Source organism: Flavobacterium sp. FG19 (assembly GCF_057809475.1).
In genome coordinates this window covers 20,688-45,657 of record NZ_JBMDKA010000008.1, presented here as the reverse complement: position 1 = coordinate 45,657, position 24,970 = coordinate 20,688, and the positions used below count along the sequence as shown (strand labels likewise).

Genomic DNA, 24,970 nt, shown 5'->3' with positions numbered 1-24,970 from the left:
AAATCATCATTTATAATGACTTTTTAGATGAAATCAAAAATTAAATTTGCTTTTAAACATAAACGCAAATTAATTTTAGGCTGTAAAATGAAAGAATATAAAATTGATATAGAAAACGAAATTACCCGGTTCGCAGCAGAACATAAGGCTGATTACAAATTGATTACCGATAAAATTCTCTCGTATAGTTACGAAGAATATACAGAAGATTATAATGAATTTTTTAGTTTCAGAAAGAAGCTGAAAAGAAATTATCTAAAACAGGCAGCGGCTGATTTTAAGGCTTCTAAAGACAAAAAATTAAAAGAACTAATTGTAGAGCTCGCCGATGTTTCCTATGAAAGAGATTATGATATACTGATAAGTCTGGAAGAGCAAGAGGTATTTCAAAAAGTCGCGGCGTATGCAGAAGATTTTTTGAAAGGAGAGGATTTTATATTTTTTCAGGGATTGTTTGTGAATTCCGGAGTTCTTTTTGCTTTAGTAAGGGCTTACGAAAATCCTCTGTTCAGCAAACAGGTTTTGCTGTTCTTTGATACTGCTTTTGATTTCGTTAAAAAGTATGCAGCAGAAAATGATAAAAAGAATTCAAGTACCAGCGGAGATCCTAATGGCAGTACACTGCTGGAACTGGTAAAAGCATTTTCTTCCTTTCATCCGGAGATACGGGAGCGTTTTGCCCCGGTTGTTTTTGAAATTTATGCCTTTTCATCGAAGAGTCGAAGAAATTATCAAATGACACAGACATCAGGCTTTATTGCCATTTTATTAACGAAATTTCAAACGCCTTTTGATTTACGTCCTCTGAATACTTTTATTAAAAGGGAAAGTAAATTTTCTCCGAATGCTATAGAAGTACATCAGGCTCGTTACGCAAAATGGTTTTTGGAGAAAAATACAAATAAACCCTTACGATATTTAAAGAACAATGAAAGTCTAAATCCGGTATTTGCGGTTTTTGCTTTAACTGATTTAAATTACAAAGCTGTAATTCCGCTGCTTGCAGAAAAACAGGAAAAAGAAACCAACCCGATAATCTGGCAGGTATATCAGGAAGCGGTTTACCGATTGGAAACAGATTTTACTGCCTCGTCTTTTGAAGAAAGAATAATTGCTCTGTATGATTCTTTTACTCCGGCACAGCGTGCTCTGGGAACAGAATCAGATAATGTTTTTGTTCATCGTGCCAAACAGAAATTCCTTATTGATAACACTATTTACGAAACAGATCAGGATTAGAATTGAAAAAATAATAAAGGATTGTAATCAGAATAGATAAAAAATCTGTCATTTCTGATATTCGTATTAAGTAATGTAATTTGTTGCATTAAAATAAAATTTTATATATTTGAATTTCGACATTCTCTTTTTTGGTCGGATAATGATGAATAATTGTCATTGATACATTTAAAAAGTGAATGTTTTTTGCCTAGAAAATGGCTTTTCCCAAAGAGCTGTTTTAACGCTGCGATCTCCCAAAGGCTGCAGCACTAACCTACAGACAAAAACAAAATGACGAAATTTACCTATAGAATTTTAGTTGTATCCTTAGTGCTTTTTTCTTCGGTCCTGACCTCTCAGATCAAAAAAACCGGAGTTCCGTTTATAACCAGTTACAGTCCCAAAACCTATAAAGCGGCATCAGAAAACTGGGATGTTATTCAGGATTCCAAAGGCATGATGTTTTTTGCCAATCATTTCGGGATCATGCAGTTTGACGGTGTCCGATGGAGCATTGTTACCCAGCCCGAAAACCGCAGTATGGTGCGGTCGCTGGCTATCGATTCAAACGACAAAATGTATGTAGGGGCGCAGGGCGATTTTGGTTATGTTATCCAGCTGTCAAACGGGCAGTACCAGTATACTTCTTTGGTGAAACTGCTTCCTGAATCTGCCCGGAATTTTGGAGATGTTATCCATACCATTATCCGGAACAATGAAGTTATTTTTTTCTCTTACGAAGGTATTTTTATCTATAAAAACAATAAGATCAGGGTTTTAAAATCAAAAGCCAATTTCGATGATTTTTTCGAAGCAGGTAAAGAAATCTATGTTGCAGATAATCAAAAAGGATTACTACAGTTACAAAACGATGCTTTAATCCCGTTTCCGGACGGACACAAGTTTGCCGGAATGAAGATCAGAAAGATTTTCAAAACCCAAAACGGACTTTTGTTATGTACTCAAAAAGACGGATTGTTTCTTTACGGCGGCAATCAGATCAGGCCTTTTGTAACCGAAGCAGATTATTTATTAAAGCAGCATCAGATTTCCACAGGAATCCAGTTTTCAGACGGTTATTTCGGAATCGGGACCCGACAGTCAGGGTTGATAGTTCTGGATAGTGCGGGACATCTGATCCAGCATATCGATAAACAATTAGGATTGCAGAATGATTATGTTACCAGTCTGAAAGTAGATAAAGAAGGTAATTTATGGGTGATGCTTAAAGAAGGAATTTCGCTGATACAGATTTCGTCACCTTTATCCCGTATTCTGGATGCTTCCTGTTCTGAAACCAAAATTTACTCCAGCCGGATTTATCAGAACAAATTGTATGTCGCAACCGATAACGGATTATTCTGGCTCGACTGGCTGGCCTATAAAAACGGAAAACGCGACAATATTCATTTTCAGCATATTCCGGGCATGTCTGAAAATGTATGGAATATTGGTGTTTTTGATAATAAACTGCTGGCTTTTGAAAAAAACGGCATCTTTGAAGTTTCAGGAAATTCAGCCAGAGCCCTCGCAAAAATTGACGGAGCCTGGCAGGGTATTCTCGTTCCTAATCACCCCGATCTGATGCTTGTTGGAGGTTATACGGGATTGTATCTCTTAAAAAATACAAATGGTTCCTGGGCATATCAGCATAAATTAAAAGGTTTTGAAGAAAGCAGCCGTGTGATTGAAACAGATCCAAACGGAGCCATCTGGATTGCCCACGGTTATAAAGGTATTTTTAAAATTAAACTGAACACCGCATTTGATGCTGTTTCGGAAGTTCAGTTTTACAATCAGAAAAACGGTTTCCCGTCGAGTTTGTTTCTGAACACTTTTAAAATTGACAATCAGATTCTTTTTGGTACTACCAAAGGAGTTTACAAGCAGGATATAAGTTCTCAAAAAATGATTCCGGATCCTATTTTTAAGAAATATCTTAAACTGGAAAATCATATTCGTCTGCTCAAACCGGACAGTCAAAACAATATCTGGTACATTTCGGGAGAGAATACCGGAAAAATGACCAGAAAAGGAAAGAACCTGTTTCAGGTTGAAGAACTGCCTTTCAGGAAGCTGCGTTATTTATACGTTCCGGGTTTCGAGAATATCCAGACTACGGCTGATGGTGATGTATTTTTTGGTACGCAGGACGGATTAATTCATTACAATGCCGTTAAAAACAAGAAATACCAAACGCCTTATAAAGCTGTAATTTCCGAAGTCAAATGTATTATTCCGAAGGACAGTCTTTTGTTTTCAAGCCGTTATGATGTACTGCCCAATAAAACCGGATCAGCCAAAGATAAATTATCAGCAGAATTGCCCTATGCCAATAATGCCCTGCATTTTTCTTTTGCTTCTCTTTTTTATGATGAAGCCGAAGCCACGAAATACGAATACTGGCTGGAAGGTTTTGAGCCGGGCTGGTCAGATTACAGCCTGCAGAGCGAAAAAGAATATACAAACCTGCCCGAAAATGAATATGTTTTTCACGTAAGGGCCAAAAATATTTATGATGTAGTAAGCGAAGAAGCCGTTTTTCGTTTTGAAGTCCTGCCGCCCTGGTACAGAACCATCTGGGCTTATATTTTATATTTTATACTGTACAGCGTCGTCATTTATCTCATTATAAAGTACCAGAAATCAATTGCCGAAAAAGAACGTCAGCAATTGATACTGAATCAGGAAAAAGAATTGCTCCGCAGCCGTGCCGAACTAAACGAGCAGAAATTGACGCTGGAACAGGAAAACATGACCATTGTAAGGGAAAACCTCGAAGCGACTATTAACCTTAAAAATGCCAAAGTAGCGTCAAGTACCGTAAACCTTATTCATTTAAATGAAATCCTGCTTTCGATAAAAGAACTTATCAGTCAGATCGATAAGAAAAATGATCCGAATGTGAACTTTAGTTTATTGACTAAAATAAACAAACTAATTGATCACGAATTACAGGGAGATAAGCAGTGGAATGAATTTGAAGAGATCTTTAACCAGCTTCATGACAATTTCATGCAGAGGCTGAAACAAACCTACCCGGAACTGACTCCTCGTGATATGCGATTATGTGCCTATCTGCGAATGAACTTCAATACAAAAGAAATTGCACCGCTTTTAGGAATTTCCGTAAGAGGTGTTGAAGATACCCGCTACCGAATCCGAAAGAAATTGCAGCTTCCGTCTGATACCAACATCACAGAATTCATTCTTAATTTTTAATTGTGAAGTAAACTCCTAAGTAGTTTTACGTTTTTTTTACGCCTTTTTTTTCAAACACCGTAGTCAAACCGTACCCCAAAATGTAAGTCTAGCCTGAATTATTTGTTAATATTGTCGGATTATTACCAAAATAACCACCCCGTTTCTGCAAAAACGGTTTTACAAGGGTAATAGACTTTACTAACAAAAAACTAAAAAAAATGAATCAAAAGGACTCTTTTTTCGGCCGACCACCGAAAGACAATTTTTATTATTTAAAATTTTTGGCTTTAGCCGTATTCGTATTGCTGCCTTTTTTAAAAGTCCAGGCACAGTGTAAAACATTAGTCTGGTCTGATGAATTTAATGGTACTACCGTTGATTTAACCAAATGGCAGAGTATTTCAGGAAACGGCTGTCCTTCGCTCTGCGGATTCGGAAATGCTGAGGCACAGCGTTACGATCCTAATCAGGCCACCATTGTAAAAGAAGGAACCAACAGTTACTTAAACATTGAGGCCAAATACCTGCCTAGCGGCTCTTTTCCGGATCAGCCGTACACCTCCTCAAAACTAACTACTGAGGGCAAATATTCGCTTAAGTACGGAAGGGTAGAAGCCCGTATGAAGTTATCAAACGGACAGGGAGCCTGGCCGGCTTTCTGGATGCTTCCCGTTAACGGAAACTGGCCGTATACAGGTGAAATTGATATTATGGAAGCCAAACACAGAAACCCGCAGTCGGTAGACGGAACCATTCATTACGATGGAAATGGTTATCATTTTACAGGCAGAAGTTACAGTTCTCCAACGGATTTATCTTCGGATTTTCATGTATATGCGGTAGAATGGGGACCTAATTTTATCAAATGGTTTGTAGACGATGTTTTGTTTCATACCGCAACACCCAATACTACAGTAAATGGCGGATGGCCTTTTAACGACAGTCAGTTTTATATTATTTTGAATTTAGCTGTCGGTAGTGCCGGAACGCCTTATACAAGCGTAAACGGTGCGGGAGTTCCTCCGGTTCCGGGCGATTTCCCGGCAAAACTGCAGGTAGATTATGTTCGTGTTTACGACGGGAGTTATAAATATGCGGTTGCCGGAGATGCCAAAGTATATCAAAATGAAACCGGTAAAACCTATTCGATAAATGCTGTTACAGGGGCCGCATATAACTGGACAGTTCCTGCAGGAGCCACGATCACTGCCGGACAGGGAACCAATGCGGTAACCGTAAACTGGGGAACAGCAGGAGGAGACGTTTCGGTAACCACTACCGTTTCAGGCTGTACGGCTAATACCTACAAACTGGCTGTAAAAACAGAAGCAGCTATTCCGGTAGAGAAAATACACGAAGATTTTCAAACAAACAGAAATGTATTGTATCCGGTAAAAACAGGAGTACTGACAGAAGCGGTTGCCAATCCTTCTGCGACGGGACTTAATACCTCTGCTTTGGTAGGAAGATATGTTCGTAATTCAAGCGAACTGTATGATGTGTTGAATATCAGAAATGTAACGATTAGCAATGCGAATGATTATGTATACGGGAGAAAACGACTTTCTTTTGATATTTATACTTCGGCACCTGTCGGGACAAAAATTTCGATGCAGTTAGAAAACAGCAATGTAACAACGGCAACCAATTATCCTTCGGGAAGACACAGTGGTTTTAAAGCCACTACAACGGTTCAGAACAAATGGGAAACCATCGAATTTGAATTCGAAAAAATAATTGATCCTAATACCAGTGCTTTAACCATTAATAATGTAGTCTTGCTTTTTGAATCCAATTCAAATTCAGGGGCGACTTATTATTTTGATAACCTGCTTACCAGAGCAGAGGCCGAAAAACCAATTGTAGCGACAGATGTTTTGCAGAACTATGACGGTATTAATAAAATTATAAAAGGAACTACAACAGGAACTTATTCAGTAGCAGCGAATCCGGGAGCAAACTCCGTTAACTCCTCTGCCAATGCAGCGAGATATGTTCGAAATGTAACCGAACAGTACGATGTACTTTTCTTTAATACACAAACAGCAATTGAAGATGCCGGTTTATTTAAAAACCAAACCAATAAAATCATGATGGATGTGTACACAACAGCTCCGGTTGGAACTATTGTAAGCATGAATTTTGAAAACAGTGCCGCTTCACTTCCGGCCAATTATCCAACCGGAAGAAACAGTAATTATGTTGCTATCACCACAAAACAGAACCAATGGGAAACCTTAACGTTCTATTACAATTCAAGCCCTGATGCCGGAACTTCAAATCTGGCGATTAATCAGATGGTTTTATTGTTTAATTCGGGTTCTTATACAAACGATACCTATTATTTTGATAATATCAGAATCGGATCAACCAAACTGCCGGATACTTTTACGCCTGGCGTTATTTATGAAGATTATCAAACAATACATAATATTACTTTCAGGGATGCTATTGGAACTTACACGGCAAATGTGGCAAACCCAGGTGCATCGGGAATCAATACTTCATCAAACGTGGGAAGATATGTTCGTAAAGCAACAGAATTATACGACAACTTCTCTTTCAACACGACTTTAACAAATATTGGTGATTTTAAAGCCGGAACTAAAAAGTTTGCGATGGATGTGTATACATCAGCTCCGGTGGGTTCTATTATTTCATGGCAGGCAGAAAGCAGTGCTTCGGTTCCGTCTAATTATCCAACAGGAAGACACAGTATTTATCAGGGAGTGGTAAAACAAACCAATACCTGGCATACGGTTACCTTTACTTATGTAAGTACTCCGGACGCTTCTACGGCAGATAACGAAGTAAACCGTTTCGTTTTCTTATTCGAACCCGGAACCAATTCAGGAAATACTTATTACTTTGATAACTTAAGAGCTTTAAACCTGGTTTCTACAGAAACTCCGGCAGGATTGCCTTCGCCGTGGGTGAGTACCGATTTAGGTGCTGTTTCACCGGCAGGAGAAGCGACTCACTCCAGCGGTACTTTTACCATTAAAGGTGCCGGAACCGATATTTGGGAAACCAGCGATCAGTTTCAATATGTAAATCAGGCCATTACTGGTGATGCTGAGATTATTGCCAGAGTTAATTCGTTAACCAATACCAATACGTATGCAAAAGCGGGAGTAATGTTCCGTGAAACGCTTACGACAACGTCCAAACATGCGATGACAGATGTAACACCGGCTGCCGGGGTCGAATTTTTGTCAAGAGATACTGCTTCCGGAATTACCACTGCTGATGTTACAACGGGAACTGCACCAAAATGGGTTCGTATCGTAAGATCAGGAAATACATTTACATCGTACTGGTCTGATAACGGAACCACCTGGACACAGATTGGAACACCAAAAACAATTGCCATGGCAAGTACCATTTATGCCGGAATGGCGGTTACTTCTCATGCTAACGGAACATTGACAACGGGTGTTTTCAGCGATGTTATTGTTCGAAATATTACCGCAAACCCTAATGTAAATGTGGCTCTAGGAAAAACAGCAACAGCTTCTACAGAAGAAAATGCGACACTTACAGCTGGTAAAGCAACTGATGGGGACGGAACAGTATCAAGATGGGCCAGTTCTTTTGCCAATGCCACAGAATGGATTTATGTGGATTTAGGAAGTAATTACAACCTTAACCGTGTTGTACTGAAATGGGAAGCTGCTTATGCCACACAGTATAAAGTACAGCTTTCAACTGACAATGTTTTTACAGAAAGTGAAACGATCAGCAACCAGACGGCAAGCGACGGCGGTACAGATGATTTAACGGTAAGTGGAACAGGAAGATACCTGCGTATTTTATGTACGGCAAAAGCCCTGGCACCTTATGGTTATTCATTGTATGAAATTGAAGCCTACGGATCGGCATCAACAGCTAAAAAAGCGTTGAACCCTGTAGAAGAAACTCAGCCGCAAGAGATCATTTTTGCAGTATATCCAAATCCGGCTAATAATTACATTCAGCTTTCGATACCTGAAAATTTAGATAATAAAGTAATTACTATCTATGACAATTCAGGAACGCTGATGCTTCAGAAAACACCGGAAGCCGATGCTGCTGAAAGTGTACTTGATATTAGTAAACTGACAAAAGGAATTTATATCCTGAATTTCAAATCAGATCAAAAAAGCTGGACTAAAAAGCTGATTAAGAAATAATTTAAAAATCCGTTGGGTGTGATTTGTTTTTAAATAGCCCCCAAATATTAAAAAACTGGAATTAAATTTAAAAGGATAGCACCTAGAATTGCACCTGACGGATTGTTAAAGTCACTCTGAAAAAAGTGGCTTTGGTTTAGAATCTATTTACGTAACCCCAAAATTATTTAAATATGAAGAGAAATAAACTTCAAAGATTGTCCGTGCTGACAACACTGTTTCTGGTGTTTTCATCTTTAATGTACGGTCAGGGACCAGTTCCCTTTACCATTAGTAACAATTCTACTTTTGCAGACAGTGATCTGTATGTAGCCATAGTAGGTATTGATTATACCACCGGAAACCACGTCTGGGTAAATGCCAAAACAAGTCAGGTTTTACCAATGAGCGCTTCTTACAATACCGTTACGGGACCTACTTACGGAGGAAATACCGGACCGGGACAGAATTCAAAATATGCAGCCTGTTTTACCAAACTGAGCGAAATTCCGAATAAAACTTTTACACTGCCTTTAATTGCTGGCTGCAGGGTTTTTATTTCGAAAGGCTCACAGCTGTATTTTTACTTTTTTGGTGCCAGCGGAGCTCCGTCGGGATATGCTTCACCAAATCCGCAGAATGCTACAGACCCCAATCAGGGCATTTTGTATGAAATGATCGAGCTGACCAATAATCAATACGGATTCTTTGGAAACCCGACAAGGGTAGATTCTTATAAATACCCAATGGGACTTGAGTTATTCGGAGCCAATGGCTACCAGAAAAAAGTAGGGGATTTAAAAAAACATGCTGATATCGTTGCGGCTTTTAAAGCCAATGTTCCGGCAGAATTTCAAGGCTGTGTAAACGATGCAACGGGAGAAATTACAGCTCCGTCAAAAACTCCGGCTTATGCAGCAGGAGGACCATATGAAAACTACTTAAAATCCTATATCGACGCTATTTGGAATAAATACAAAAACGAAGATTTAATATTTTACGCAGGAGATGCGGGAGTTTTTAAAGGAAGAGTTATAGGCGAGCAGCTTGAAATGGTTGGACAATCCGGAGGTTTTGTTGGCCGTACAGGACGTGTACAAAACCGACCAAGTACGCAGGAAGCACTGGAAGGAAAAGGCGTTCTGGACAGAAGACTGGTTGATGGAGATTTAGATCTTGTAATTCAGGCACAATTAACAGCAGCGATTAACAGACACGTTGTAAACACAACAACAGCAAATCCGGGTCAACAGAACTGGTATGATGCTACAAAATATTATCAGGTAAACCCAACCAATCATTATTCTAAATTCTGGCATTTACCGGGAATTAATATTGACAATCTGGCTTATGGTTTTGCCTATGATGATGTTGCAGACCAGTCGCCGTCTTTACATTCGCCGCAGCCAACAAAAGTTATTGCTACATTTGGAGGTTACGCAGGTTTAGTGCCTTCGGTTCCGGCTTCTACAGATGTTATTACGGTTTATAAAGACTGTAACTACACAGGTTTCTCTGGTGGATTAACTATTGGAGATTATAATTTAGCACGTTTAAATTCTCTTGGAGTTTTAAATGATGATATTTCTTCACTAAAAGTTGCGCAGGGTTATAAAGCAATTTTATACATGGATGATAATTTTACAGGAACTTCAACTGTAATTACTTCGGATACCTCTTGTTTGAATGCAACGTGGAATGACAAAGTAACTTCTATAAAAATTCTTCCTAACGGTGTTACGACTTTAGGTAACCAGACTTTCTTCCTTCAAAACAGAAACAGTAATTTGTACATGGATGTCTGGACTGCAAGTATGTCAAATGGTGCCGGAATTAATCAAGGTGCTTTGACTTCCGGAAACAACCAGAAATTTACTTTTACACATTTAGGCGACGGAATGTACAAAATCATAGTTAACCACAGTGGTATGTCTATGGATATTAATAATTTCAATAAAGCCAATGGTGCCCGTGTAGAGCAGTATCCGTACAATGCGACAACCAATCAGCAGTTCATTTTGGTAGATGCAGGAAGCGGTTTTTATAAAATTGTTCCCCGTCACAGCGGAAGAATTGTTGAGGTTGCAGGAGCCAGTACCGCTTCGGGAGCAATTGTACAGCAGTGGGATAATAACAACCAGACCTGCGGACAATGGAAATTAGTTCCGGCCACAACTTCTCAAACTTCTGTTTTAATTCAGGCCGAAGATTATTCAGCCATGAGCGGTATTCAGGTAGAAGCTACAACGGATACTGGCGGCGGTTCCAATGTTGGTTATACAGAAACGGGTGACTGGTTAGCATACAACAGCATCAATTTCCCAACAACGGGTTCTTATTTAATAGAATACCGTGTGGCAAGTGCCGTGACAGGCGGAAGGTTATCTTCTGATTTAAATGCCGGAGCCATTGTTTTAGGAAATGTAGATATCCCGAATACCGGAGGCTGGCAGAACTGGCAGACCGTTTCACAGACGGTAAATGTAAATGCCGGAACTTACAATTTTGGAATTTACATTCAAAATACCGGAATGAACATCAACTGGATTAAAATTACAAAAGTGGGTGCAGGAGCTGCGGCTAAAACCGCTGCTGTCCCAACTGCAGAAGAACCTGCAGAGACTGTTTTAAATGTGTATCCAAGCCCGGTTGAAAGTACTTTATATGTTACGACAGACCTTTCAGGTGGAAGTGTAAAAATCGTCGATTCACAAACGGGATCTACTGTAACCTCTCAAAGAATCAGTAATAATAGTTTTGATGTTTCGCATTTGAGACAGGGAATCTATTTTATTGTTTTTGAAAAAGAAGGCAAACAAACGATCAAACGTTTCATTAAGAAATAAATCTTAGATTTCAGAATTTAGATTTTAGATTGATTAATAATGATTTTAAAAGTAGGATTGAACAAAGTCAAATCTTAATCTAAAGTCTGCAGTCTAAAATCTAAATTCTAAAAAATACAACTCAAAACCGTCCCCAATATTTACGAGTTTATTAATCTATTAAAACAATTATTATGAAAAACAATTACAGAAGACTGCTGCAGAAATGCGTGATTATTTTAGCGCTGGGCGTTTTTAATTTAGCGGCTGCCCAGAAAAAAGTCATAGCTTATGTTCCAAACTGGATCGATTTAAATGCTTTTTCAGGTACTATTCAGTATAGTAAACTGACGCATATTAATATTGCGTTCGAAAACCCGGATGCCAATGGTTATCTGACTTTCAATTCAGGAAGTAATGCCATCATCAATGCAGCACATGCTCAAAACGTAAAAGTTTTTGTTTCGCTGGGCGGAGGTTCCGTTTCAGAAGGCGGAGCAATTCGTGACAATTATTTCAATTTAATCACACCTGCCAACAGAACGGCTTTTATCCAGAAAATCTACGATTATGTGGTAGCGCATAATTTTGACGGAGTCGATGTCGATCTGGAAGGACCAGCCATTAACGGGGATTACGGCGGATTTGTAATTGCTCTGGCCAACAAGCTGCATGCCAATGGTAAACTGATCTCAGCAGCGCTTTCAGAAGGATATGGTGGTGCCAATGTACCTTCATCTGTTTTTGCGGCTTACGACTGGATCAATATTATGGCTTATGATGCAACAGGTCCCTGGGCACCGGGAAATCCGGGACAGCATTCTCCGTACAGCATGGCGGTAAATCAGTTTAATTACTGGACCGGAAGAGGTTTACCAGCTGCTAAAGCCATTATTGGAGTTCCTTTTTACGGTTATGGCTTTGGAGCTTCGGCCAATCAGGGAATTTCTTATGCGAATATCGTAGCGCAGTATCCGGGAGCCGAAAACCTGGATCAGGTGGCCAATACAATTTATTATAACGGAATCCCGACAATCAAACAAAAAACAACTTTTGCCATTCAGAATGCGGGAGGTGTTATGATCTGGGAATTATCACAGGATGCCACAGGAACCAAATCGTTATTAAATGCCATCAATCAGGTTATTACCGGAAGCAATCCTCCGGGAACAGGAACTTTGATTCAGGCTGAGAACTACAATACGATGAGCGGTGTACAGACCGAACCAACGACGGATACAGGAGGCGGATTAAATGTAGGTTACTGCGATACTGGCGACTGGATGGCCTATTACAATGTTAATTTTCCAACTTCGGGTACTTATGTAATTGAGTACAGGGTAGCAAGTGCGGTAAACGGAGCCAGAATTTCATCTGATTTAAATGCCGGAACAATTCAGCTTGGTGCTATTAATGTGCCTAATACCGGAGGCTGGCAGAACTGGCAGACCATTTCGCAGACTGTAAACATAAATGCGGGAACTTATAATTTTGGAATTTATATTCAGGCTTCGGGACCTAATATTAACTGGTTCAGAATCACTAAATCGGGTTCAGCGTTAGCCGCAAAATCAGCTGCTGTGGCAGAAACACCTGTAGATATTGCCAGTGTTACTATTTATCCAAATCCAACAGAAGAAACGCTTTTCTTTAGTGCAGAAGTTTCTGGTGCTAATGTAAGTGTTATCAATTCGGAAGGCGGCGCAACCGTTTCTTCACAAACCGTAAACAATAACAGTATCGATGTATCAGGTCTAAAAAGCGGAATTTACCTGATTTCATTAGAGAAAAACGGAATCAAAACGGTAAGACGTTTTATTAAAAAATAAGTTTTTAACCGCAAAGCCCGCAAAGAAAAAGCGCAGGGTTCGCAAAGAGAATAAAATACTTAGCGAACCTTGTGTAAACTTTGCGCTCTTTGCGGTTACTATTTTGACATCGTTGTAACCCCCTTTACCCCCAAAATATGAAAAACAATTACAGATTTCGGTTAAGCTTACTCCTGATTTTAGCTTTTGGCTATTATGCAGCAGCACAGACCTCTTTAGGTTCAGGTAAAACCTTCCTGAATAAAATAAAAAATGAATTAGCTTCTTCTGCATCAGCAAAAGGAACAGATAAAACGATTGTACTTCAGGCAGCCAATTCGAAAAGTTTTAATGCCAAAATAAACTATAAAGAATCCAGCGAATCGAGTGAATTTTTGATTGGAGAAATTAAAAATACCGCTGAATCTTCTTTTTATATAAGAGTAAAAGAGAAAACTCTTGAAGGGCATATTCTGTTAAAGAAAACCAGAGAAGCTTACAAATACTATTCAGATGCTCAGGGAAATGCTTTTGTTTCCAAAGTAGACATCAATAGTCTGGTTTGTATCGATTACAAAAACGTTCCTTCAAACACCAATACAGCAGGTAAAACAGCTGCAGCGGCAGAAATTGCCCCGGCACTGCTTAATCTGCAGAGTTTACCCGGTGCTGCAGGCTGTGTTTTACTGGATTTTGACGGTTATTATATGCCGGCAGGAAACCTTTGGAACAATGGTAATGCGATAAATGCGGCCGCTTCCGGAATGAGCGATGCAGCGGTACAGCAGCATTGGGAAGTCGTTTCAGAAGATTACCGTCCTTTTAACCTGAATGTGACCACCAGCGAATCGGTTTTTAATTCCTATCCTAAAAACAGAAGAATGCGCGTGGTAGTTACGCCAACCAATACAGCGGCTCCGGGAGCAGGAGGAGTAGCCTATATTGGTTCTTTTAACTGGGATAATGACGTGCCCTGCTGGGTATTTATAACCTCAGGAAAATCAGGTGGTGATGCTTCTTCGCATGAAGTGGGTCATACTTTTGACCTGGGGCATGACGGACGTACAAACCCTGCCGAAGATTATTTCTTAGGTTTGGACGGAACTTCATACGCACCTATTATGGGAGCAGGTTATTACAGACCTGTTGTACAATGGAGTAAAGGCGAATACAATTATGCCAATAACTTTCAGGATGATGTAGCCATTATTGCCAGTTCTAAATTTGGAGTTGGGTATCGTGGAGACGATTACGGAAATACGATTGCTTCGGCAGCAACACTGGATTATAATACAAGCGGACAGATCAATCAGAAAAACGGAATCATCTCCAGTGAAGCCGATTATGATTTCTTTACTTTTACAACCGGAGGAGGTAATGTTTCGATAAATGCCAATACGGTTTCAAGAGACGGGAACCTGCATATTTTAATGAGATTGTATAATTCGTCAGGAGCCGAGATAGGCACGTTTTGGAATTCGGATCCTTTTGCTTTAAATGCTTCTATGAATGTAAATCTGGCGGCAGGAAGATATTATGTGGGAGTTGACGGAACCGGAGCAGGAAATGTTGGAAGCGGCGGTTATTCGGCTTATGGTTCTATAGGAAGTTATTCGATTACCGGAACTATTCCGCCGGGAGGCAATATCAGTTCATCAACTGATGTCATCACGGTATATAAAGATTGTAATTATACAGGTTTTTCAGGCGGATTAACTATTGGAGATTACAATCTGGCCCGTCTGAATTCGTTAGGAGTTTTAAATGATGATATTTCATCACTTAGAATTACGCAGGGTTATCAGGCTATTTTATATCAGGATGATAACTTTGGCGGGGCTTCAACGGTAATTAATTCTGATAATTCCTGTTTAAATACGACCTGGAATGATAAAGTAAGTTCTATCAGGGTAATTGCCAGCGGAACGACTACTTTAGGAAACCAGACTTTCTTTCTGCAAAACCGAAACAGTGGTTTATATATGGATGTCTGGAATGCCAGTATGACAAACGGGGCAGGTATAAATCAGGGTGCTCTTAATTCCGGAAATAACCAGAAATTTACTTTTACCCATTTAGGAGACGGTATGTATAAAATTATTGCCAATCACAGCGGTCAGTCAATGGACGTTAATGGTTTTAATAAAGCCAATGGTACACGAGTGGAACAATATCCGTATAACGGAACCACCAATCAGCAGTTTATCTTAGTTTCAACAGGCGACGGATTTTATAAAATTGTGGCCCGTCACAGCGGAAGAATTGTGGAGGTAGCCGGAGCAAGTACCGCTTCAGGAGCTATTGTACAGCAGTGGGACAACAATAACCAGACCTGCGGACAATGGAAGTTAATCGCGACCACTACTTCTCAGACTTCTACATTAATTCAGGCAGAAGACTATTCCGCAATGAGCGGCATACAGGTTGAAGCCACTACAGATACCGGCGGAGGTTCTAATGTGGGTTATACCGAAACCGGTGACTGGCTGGCGTACAATAATATCAATTTCCCGACAACGGGTTCATATTTAATAGAATACCGTGTAGCCAGCGCTGTTACCGGCGGCCGATTATCCTCTGATTTAAATGCCGGAGCAATTTTGCTTGGAAATGTGGATATCACGAATACCGGAGGCTGGCAGAACTGGCAGACGGTGTCACAAACAGTGAATGTAAATGCCGGGACCTACAATTTTGGAATTTATATTCAAAATACCGGAATGAATATTAACTGGATTCGTATAACCAGAGTAGGAGCAGGAGCACCTGCCGCTGTAGTTGAGGAAGAAATAACGGACACAGCTTTGAATATTTATCCAAATCCGGTTTCCGAAACATTATTTTTCAGTACTGATATTTCAGGAGGAAATCTGAAAATAGTAGACTCCCAGACCGGAGCTGTTGCTGCCTTACAAAAAGGAAACGATAATAGTCTGAATGTATCGAATTTGAGACAGGGTATTTATTTTGTCATTTTTGAAAAAGACGGTAAGCAGACTATAAAACGTTTTATAAAGAAATAAACATAACCCATTTGCCATAATGGTTTAGATACATTGAATTTTTTGGTTTTAATGTAAAAGAAGGCTGTCAGAAATGACGGCCTTCTTAATTTTTATCTGATATTGAAATGTGAACCGTGTTATAGAGTGCCGTGGAAACTTTATGAATTGTTAAAATAAAACTTCCGTAAACATTATCATTCCATAACAATAGGGTAAAGTCATTTCGGCTGTAAATCAATAAAATTGCGGTATCTTAAAAGATGATATTTTGAAGGCATCCCCATTTTACAAAAGTTTACCGCTTATGAATTTTAAGTCTGCATCCCGATTATTAACATTGGTTTTTATTTTCACTCACTATACTATTTCTGCTCAAAAAACAAAGAATTTAGAAGGAGTTCAGGTTGCTTTTTTATCTGATGTACATTTACAGGATTTGTTTGGAAACTTCTCCGATAATGATTTTAAAGGGGTTTTGAATACCAAAACCGGAAAATATACGTTAATAAGAACGATGGCCTCGCAGTTACATTCGACAAGAATTTTCAACGAGAATTATTTCGCCTTCATCGCAGCTCTTGAAGATATTGCTAAACGAAAAATAAAATACGTGGCACTTCCGGGTGATTATACGGATGACGGACAGCCGATACACGTGCGCGGATTAAAGAAAATTTTAGATCAGTACCAAAAAAAATATGGTATTGCGTTTTTTATAACCACCGGAAACCATGATCCGGTGGGACCCTTTGCCCAGGAATCGGGTAAAGATGATTTTTTAGGTAAGGAAGGTAAAAGCCAACCCATTTTTAGCAAAGACGGCATGTATAAGCCTAACATGAATATCGAACAGCCAGTAGTCATAACAGCCGATATTGCTAAAATGGGTTATTTAGGAATCACAAATGATTTGAAGAACTTTGGCTTTTATCCGGACAAAAATTACAAATTCTGGTCAACCCCTTTTGCTAGTTATACTTCCCAAAACTATACTTATAAAAAAGCACTTGAAGCTTCTGAGTTAAAAAACAGAGTGTACAATGTAACTCCCGGTTTCGAAGTACCGGATGTAAGTTATGTAGTGGAGCCAACAGAAGGACTCTGGTTAATGGCAATTGACGGTAATGTTTATATTCCAAAGAAAACAGCTGGTGATCCCAAAGATTCCAAGAGTTATTCGGAGGCCAGTACAGGATATAATAATGTACTTTCTAATAAAAAGCACCTTATAAAATGGGTTCAGGATATTTCGGCAGAAGCCAGAGCAAAAGGAAAAACACTTATTGCTTTCAGCCATTTTCCGATGATCGATTTTAATGATGATGCTTCTTCGGAAATCAAAGAATTACTGGGACCTGATAAATGGCAGTTAAACCGTGTTCCGGTAGAAGAGGTAGCTCAGGTTTTTGCCGATGCAGGTCTGAAGATTCATTTTGGCGGACATATGCATATCAACGACACAGGAGTACGTACAACGGCAAAAGGCAATACACTGGTGAATATCCAGACGCCATCGCTTGCCGCGTATATTCCGGCTTATAAATTATTAACGATCAAAAAAGATAATGTAGTCGATATTCAGACCATTACGATCGATGAGGTTCCGGGATTTGATGAGCTTTTTGATTTGTATCAGATGGAATATCAGTTTTTACAAAGACAGCAAACAAAAGACATCTGGAATATCGATATACTGAAAACCAAAAGTTATCATGATTTTACCGATTTCCATTTAAAAGAATTAGTCCGTTTACGATTTTTAGCAGATGACTGGCCAGCTGCTTTTAAGGATTTTATTCTGAATGTTTCGGCTCAGGATTTACTGGTTATGGTCCATATTCAATCGGATAAAGATTTTGATTTTATTCTGAAAAACAAAGCACAGTTTCAGAGAGAATGGAACGAAGCAGAAATAAAAACTACAGAACTTTTAGCTCAGCATAATCTGAAGCCCGAAGATTTCAACTGGACAGGAAACGATCTTTTAATCGACTTTTATCGTTTTAGAAGTGCCGATGAGCTGGCTCTGGCCGATGTGGGTATAAAAAGAGCCCGGCAGTATAAAATACTATCAAAAATGTTTTTTGAGGCTCAGGAAGAGACTTCTAAACCTTTACTGAAACAGATGAAACTATTTTTAAGTATCTTCAGTAAATTCATGTACGAAGTTCCGGCTGATCATTTTACGGTTGATTTGAAAAGCGGCGGGGTTAAGAGTGTTAAATAAAGTTTTCAGTCTCAGTTTTCAGTTTTTTACCGCAATTAAACCCGACAGGTTTTTAAAACCTGTCGGGTTTGTCTGTAAGATCTAGTTTGTAGATTTTAAAAATCGATTTGTTGAGATTTACGCAAAATACACAAGGTTTTTTAAAGAGGATTTTATAAAATAAAAAGTTCGCAAAGCTATTCTTGATTAAGCTTTGCGAACTTTGCGTTTATGGGCACAAACCAGATAAAAAATCTTTGCGTGCTTTGCGGTTAAATCTTATCTCTGTAAAAGGCATCATCTGAAAACAGCCACTGAGACTGAGACTGCGACTGAAAACTCATTCCCCTCCATTAATCGGATCAACTCTCACATAAGTTCCGTTATCAAATTTAATCTGATAAGGAGAATCAAAGAAGGTACTTGGCAGGTAATAATCAGTGGTGATGATCTGTGCCCCTGATTTTTTAGCAGCTTCAAAATGTGTGTAATCGTTGGCTCTTGCTTCTTTGGTATCAGCATCGGCTCTTGTTCTTATAAGGTAGCCTTTTTTAACCAGATCAGCTATGGAAGCATCTTCCGGATTATTTCTGAAAATAGTGGCTGCTTCCGGTTTTCCGGGTTCAGCATTAATAAAAACAGCGCGTCCTTTTAACGACGGATGGTTTAAAGCATATAAATCTCTTTTTGTACCGTTATTATCGAGTATAAACAAAAATTTACCCTTTGCTTTTTTCAGGGTCGGCCAGTTGTTGTTTAAAACTGCTTCTTCAAGTGTTTTATATTTTCCTCGTACCATATCGGGTGTAATCAGTTTGTTTCCTAGTCCTTTACGAAGTTCTTTGTCTAAAGCATCAAAAAGTTCCGAGGTAAATTTCTCGGCTTTTGTGCCCAGATAGCTGTCATCGTCTTTTGGTTCTAAAGTAATAAATACCGGAACGTGATCAGGATTGGCATCCGACCATTTTTTTAGTTCTGCAAGACAGCCCTGAAGTGTATAGCAGGAAGTTCTGAAGTCGATATCAATCATATGAAAAACTTTAAAACCCGGTTTTTTCATTTCTCCGTTTGGGTCATAGGCTTCCTGAGGTTTTACAAGGTCAAGACCTTTTGGATGTGCAAATTTTCCTCCCTGAGGATCGCCCTGAACATCAATTTCTAACTGACGTAACCCTTTATTTAACTGGTCTGTAATGCTGATGTGTGTGTATTGTAAACCTTTTAAAGAACGGGTAGTATCTTTTGCCTGTATATAATTATACAGATCAGGTTCTATATTATGGCGGTAGCTGTTATGAGAACCAATCACCTGAAGCTGATTGATTTTTAAATTATCATTCTGGGCATGGGCGAACTGGATTGTCCCTGCAAGCAGTAATGCAGATAAAATTTGTTTCATAAGAAAATGAAATTAAAATTAATAAAATAACGGGACGCAGTTAGAGAGAGCAGCATTTTTTGAGATTACTAAAGTAAAACGGGTACCGAATTTTGAGGTTAGCTAAATAAAAAGAAATAGATATCCTAACATGATGATTCTTCAAAAATAGTAGTATTACTAAAACAAAAGTATTTATTATTTAATTTAAAGATAACATTCAGGCAAAAAGCATTGGTGTTACATTTTATTATTTTACATCTGCTAATGCGACTATGATTACCCATGAAGAATCCTGAAATATTTGAAAAAACGTATACTGATTACTGGCAGAAACTCAATGCTTTCTCGTATACAATGACTCAGGACAGAGATCTGGCGCAAAATATAGTTCAGGATGTTTTTATCGATCTGTGGGAACGAAAAGATGATCTAAACATTAATGCCATTGAACCTTACTTATTTCGTGCCGTAAAAAATCAGATTTTCAAACATTATCAGAACAACCGTTTCGATAAGACTATTATAGAAGATAAATTTGAAGATTATATAATTGATAATTTTTCTTCGATTGATCCGGAAGTGATGGATTTACTGTATTCCTTATTAGATAAACTTCCGGAGAAACGAAAAGAAGTTTTATTAATGTACAAATTCCAGGATATGTCTATCGATCAGATTGCCGAAGAACTCGGAATTTCAAAACAAACAGTGAAAAACCAAATTTCATCGGCCCTGAAACAACTGCGCGAAGGCCTGAAAGACCTGGCCTGGCTAGCTCCATTTATCATTTTTAGACAAAATTTTTAAGATAACTTTCCCTTGATGTTTTCATAATATTTAAGGATAGTACGATTTCTGTTTTTCGGTACTTATGGGTAACAATAAGTATTATGATAAAAAGAATCAGACATAGTTTAGAATATCTTATAGATAAAAGTTCAAGAAATAAAACTTCGGAAGCAGAAGAAAACCTGCTCCATAATTTTGCTTTCAGCGAATATCAAAAATCAGAATGGGACGAAGCTTCTATGGGAAATTCGTTGGAAGTTTCTAAAAATATATACAACGGAATCCAGCTTCGAATGGCGAAGAAGAGATCTTTCAATCCGTATTTAAAATATATGGCCGCTGCCAGTATTCTTTTTCTTGTTGGTTTAGGTTTTTTCTTTAAACCTAAAATTGCCGCCGCAAAGCAATTAACATTTAAAACGTCATCGATTCCCAAATCTATCCAGTTAAGTGACGGCTCGAAAATTTATCTGGCAGCAAACTCATTATTTCAGTATCCTGAAAAATTCGAAGGTGCTCAGAGAAAGGTGGCACTTTTAAAAGGAAACGCCTTTTTTGAAATTGCCAAAGACAAAACACATCCCTTTATTATTACATCGGGTGAAGTCAGAACAAAAGTAGTGGGAACTTCTTTCCATATTCAGATGTCAAAATCAAAATGTGAGGTAATTGTGGTTACCGGAAAAGTAAACGTGACTTCAAAAGGACAGAGTGTCGATCTGGTTCCAAATGAACAAGCTCTTTTTGAGGCAAAGAAACTTACTAAAATGCCTGCCGATAAATCCTTACTGGTCAATTGGTACACTACTGACATAACACTGAACGAAACTACATTAAAACAGGTAATCACCATTTTACAATACAAATACGGAGTTACATTTCAATATGATAATGAACAGGTATTAGCAGTACCGTTAACGGTATTCATTAAAAAAGACGCAGCATTGGAGAGTGTTTTAGAGCAGATAAATTATATAACCAACCTAAAATTCAAAGTTTATGGCGAAACAGTAAAAGTGGATTAAAAACAAAAAAAGCAGCTGCTGAGAACAACTGCCATTAATAATTAAGTATCGTAAAAAACCAATAACTTAAATCATGTATTTTAAACCTTCTTATTTAAATCTAAAGAGTTTTGTCTTTTTAGTACTAGCTTTACTAACCATTGAGAGTGGTTTTAGTAAAACTAACTTAAAAAAATCAAATGTAAAAAATAAAATAGAAAAAGCGACACTTGTTTCTATTTTTTCAAAATTAAGTCAGCAGACGGACTATAAATTCAGTTATGGACAAGCTGTAATTGCCGACAATACAGCTTATACTGTAAATTATAACGGAGAATCGGTTACAGAAATATTAAATGATCTTTCCAAAAAAGCCAGTTTCAATTACAATATCAACGGAAAATTAGTTTTAATTCAGAAAACGGCTGCGCTAAAAGCGGTAAATACAAAAGCAGCAGACAGAATTAAAGTAAAAGGGAAAATTATTGACGAAAACAAAGTACCAATTCCGGGTGCTACAGTAATTGAAACAGGTACTTCAAATTCAACGATTACTGATTTTGACGGAGTTTTCGAACTTTCTGTCGGAGAAGGAAAAACCATCGAAGTTTCGTATGTAGGCTATAAAACAAAATCACTTCCTGCACAAGCTGCTTTTATGACCATTCAGCTTGAACCAAGTACTGCAGAATTAAATGAAGTTTTGGTAGTAGGTTACGGAAAACAGTCTAAAAAAGACGTTACCGGAGCCGTTACACAGCTTGAAGCGGCAAACTTCAAACAAGGTGTGAATATTTCTGTAGACAATTTAATTCAGGGAAAAGTGGCCGGTGTTCGTGTAGTCAATACAAGTGGTGAGCCGGGAGCAGGAGTAAATGTAACCATTAGAGGAGTTGGGTCTATCAGAAGCGGTAGTACACCTTTATTTGTGGTAGACGGAGTGCCGTTGTCAAATGACGATGTGAGCCCTTCAGGAAGCAATGTAGGTTTCGGAAATTCATCAGCTAAAAACCCTTTAAACTTTTTGAATACCAGCGATATCGAATCGATTACTGTTTTAAAAGATGCTTCGGCTTCTGCTATATATGGAGCAAGAGGATCAAACGGGGTAGTTTTGGTAACTACTAAAAAAGGTTCAAAAGGTGAAGGAACATTAACGCTGGATTCTTATATGGGAATCGCCAATGTAGCCAACAAACTCGATGTTTTAAGTGCCAGCCAGTACAGAAGTGCCATTAAAGATCCGGCTTTTGACCACGGAGGAAATACAGACTGGCAGGATGTAATTTACAGAACCGCTATTACATCTAATAATTCTTTGTCTTTTTCTAAACAGACAGAATCAGGAAACTATTATGCTTCTCTTGCCCAAATGGATCAGGAAGGGGTTGTAAACAACAGTAACTTTAAACGTATCTCCGGTAGAATCAATGCGGCAGAGTCATTTTTAGACAACAAACGTTTAAAAGTAAAAATGAACCTTACAGCAAGTGAAACGAAAGATGACGGTGTACCAACAAGTGATGACGGTGGTTCTAACGGACAATTGATCGTACATACTTTAATGGCCAACCCAACACGTTCTGTTTTTGATGAAAATGGTAACTATACCAACTTCAACATGAACGCTCATTACAATCCGGCTTATTTATTAAGCATTTATGAGGACCGTACCCGTACTTTAAGAGTATTAGGAAACTTAGAAACGTCTCTTAGAATCGTAAACGGATTAGAATACAAATTAAATATTGGTATTGACCGTTCTATGGCCGAAAGAAATACAACGATCTATCCCAACTTAACCGATTTGAACCCAAAAGGAAAATATGTTCAGAACAATTTAGATTCTAAAAACTCTTTAATTGAACACTATTTAACATATAATCTAAATCTGGACAAACATAAATTAGAAGCTCTTGGCGGTTTCTCTTATCAAAAATTTGAAAGATCAGGAACCAGTTTCAGTATCGACGGAATTTCAAATCAGGGAGTAGGTATTAAACCTTCCATCAATCCTGGTTTTACAGGAACACAATCAGGAACTACGGGGTATGCTCAGGAAAATGAATTACAGTCTTATTTTGGAAGAGTAAATTATACTTTCAATGAACGTTATCTTTTAACTGCTTCGATGAGAGCTGACGGATCAACCCGTTTTGGTAAAAATAATAAATACGGTTATTTCCCTTCATTTGCAATGGGATGGAATATTTCTAAAGAAAGTTTCTTAGAGAATGTGGAAGCTGTAAGTAATTTAAAATTAAGAGCAAGCTGGGGACAAACCGGAAACCAGGAGGTTGAAAACAAAATTACACAGGCCAGTTATTCCTTATCAGGAGCTGACGGATATTATTTATATAATGATTTGAATCTGGTAAACGGAGTTTCGGTAAACAGAACACCAAATCCGGATTTAAAATGGGAAGTAGTAACCCAGTATAACTTAGGTTTAGATTTCAGTTTATGGAATGATAAATTATACGGAACATTCGATTATTTCAACAAAACAACAACCGATGCCATACTGAATGTACCTTCTCAGGCTTTAAGCCCGACCACAACTATCTGGACTAATATCGACGGAAAAATCATCAACAAAGGTTTTGAATTTATGTTAGGTTCCAAAATAGTAGATACTAAAGATTTTTCGTGGAATGTGGACATGAACGGAGCAACTCTGAACAACAAAATCGAAAACCTTCCGGTTTCAGAAATCTTAACTGGAACTATTTCAGGACCGGGACAGTCAGGTGTAAATGCCAATATTTACAAAAGTGGTTACGCTGCAGGATCTTTCTACCTGTTAGAGCATATTGGTTTTGACCAAAACGGAGCAAATATTTTTAAAGACCAGAACGGCGACGGAAAAATTGATAACAGCGACAGAATTATTATTGAAGGGGCTTTACCAACTTTTTACTACGGACTGAACAGTGATATGAGATATAAAAACTTTACGTTCTCTTTCTCAATCATCGGGCAGACAGGAGGTTACTTATTGAATAATACAGGTTTAAATGCATTAAACATCAATAACTTAGCATCAGATCGTAACGTGGCAGCAGGTTATTATGAGTCAGGGGCAAACCCGACAAACTCACCAATCCTGTCAACACTTTTCTTAGAAAAATCTGATTTTATCCGACTAAATACAGCCCGTATTGGTTACAACTTTGATTTGAAAGGATTAAACTGGATCAACGGACTGACACTTTATGTAACAGGTCAGAACTTAGTTACGATTACCAACTATACAGGTTATGATCCGTTAATCAACAGCCCGAAATCAAACGGAGGAAATCAATCTATTGGTATCGATTATGCAAGTTATCCAACTTCTAGAACGTTCAGTTTTGGAGCAACTTTAAAACTATAA

Annotated in this window: 11 protein-coding genes; 10 read left to right on the top strand and 1 reads right to left on the bottom strand. The window is 38.4% G+C overall.

From position 1 onward, the window contains the following. Positions 1-27: 27 nt before the first annotated feature. The 7 genes from ACODST_RS09990 to ACODST_RS09960 all read left to right on the top strand — a co-directional run bounded on the left by ACODST_RS09990 (position 28) and on the right by ACODST_RS09960 (position 18,441). Positions 28-1,239 carry a hypothetical protein gene (locus ACODST_RS09990; RefSeq protein ID WP_488931972.1) on the top strand — a complete coding sequence of 404 codons (1,212 nt, stop codon included), beginning with the start codon at positions 28-30 and terminating at the stop codon, positions 1,237-1,239. Positions 1,240-1,512: 273 nt separating this feature from the next. Continuing rightward, a complete protein-coding gene (locus ACODST_RS09985; RefSeq protein ID WP_488931971.1) occupies positions 1,513-4,443 on the top strand; it encodes a triple tyrosine motif-containing protein in 2,931 nt (976 codons plus the stop codon). Between the two features lie 200 nt (positions 4,444-4,643). After that, positions 4,644-8,597: a family 16 glycosylhydrolase gene (locus ACODST_RS09980; protein ID WP_488931970.1), complete on the top strand. Its 3,954-nt coding sequence runs from the start codon at positions 4,644-4,646 to the stop codon at positions 8,595-8,597. Positions 8,598-8,770: 173 nt separating this feature from the next. Beyond that, positions 8,771-11,422, top strand: coding sequence for a beta-1,3-glucanase family protein (locus tag ACODST_RS09975; RefSeq protein WP_488931969.1), 2,652 nt, complete (start codon positions 8,771-8,773; stop codon positions 11,420-11,422). A gap of 173 nt (positions 11,423-11,595) precedes the next feature. Next, positions 11,596-13,230: a glycosyl hydrolase family 18 protein gene (locus tag ACODST_RS09970; protein ID WP_488931968.1), complete on the top strand. Its 1,635-nt coding sequence runs from the start codon at positions 11,596-11,598 to the stop codon at positions 13,228-13,230. A 137-nt stretch (positions 13,231-13,367) separates the two neighbouring features. Further along, entirely contained in the window at positions 13,368-16,232 is a 2,865-nt protein-coding gene (locus ACODST_RS09965; protein ID WP_488931967.1) for a carbohydrate-binding protein, read from the top strand. Between the two features lie 286 nt (positions 16,233-16,518). After that, positions 16,519-18,441 (top strand): metallophosphoesterase, encoded by a 1,923-nt coding sequence (locus ACODST_RS09960; protein WP_488931966.1) that lies wholly within the window; start codon positions 16,519-16,521, stop codon positions 18,439-18,441. A 319-nt stretch (positions 18,442-18,760) separates the two neighbouring features. Here ACODST_RS09960 and ACODST_RS09955 read toward each other — a convergent pair whose 3' ends face one another. After that, positions 18,761-19,819, bottom strand: coding sequence for a phosphatidylinositol-specific phospholipase C1-like protein (locus ACODST_RS09955; RefSeq protein WP_488931965.1), 1,059 nt, complete (start codon positions 19,817-19,819; stop codon positions 18,761-18,763). Positions 19,820-20,083: 264 nt separating this feature from the next. Here ACODST_RS09955 and ACODST_RS09950 point away from each other — a divergent pair, with 264 nt between their 5' ends. The 3 genes from ACODST_RS09950 (at position 20,084) to ACODST_RS09940 (ending at position 24,970) form a co-directional block, all read left to right on the top strand. Next, complete coding sequence (locus tag ACODST_RS09950) at positions 20,084-20,608, top strand: RNA polymerase sigma-70 factor (protein ID WP_488931964.1); 525 nt, start codon at positions 20,084-20,086, stop codon at positions 20,606-20,608. A gap of 83 nt (positions 20,609-20,691) precedes the next feature. Further along, positions 20,692-21,615 carry a FecR family protein gene (locus tag ACODST_RS09945; protein ID WP_488931963.1) on the top strand — a complete coding sequence of 308 codons (924 nt, stop codon included), beginning with the start codon at positions 20,692-20,694 and terminating at the stop codon, positions 21,613-21,615. A gap of 73 nt (positions 21,616-21,688) precedes the next feature. Then, positions 21,689-24,970, top strand: coding sequence for a SusC/RagA family TonB-linked outer membrane protein (locus ACODST_RS09940; RefSeq protein WP_488931962.1), 3,282 nt, complete (start codon positions 21,689-21,691; stop codon positions 24,968-24,970).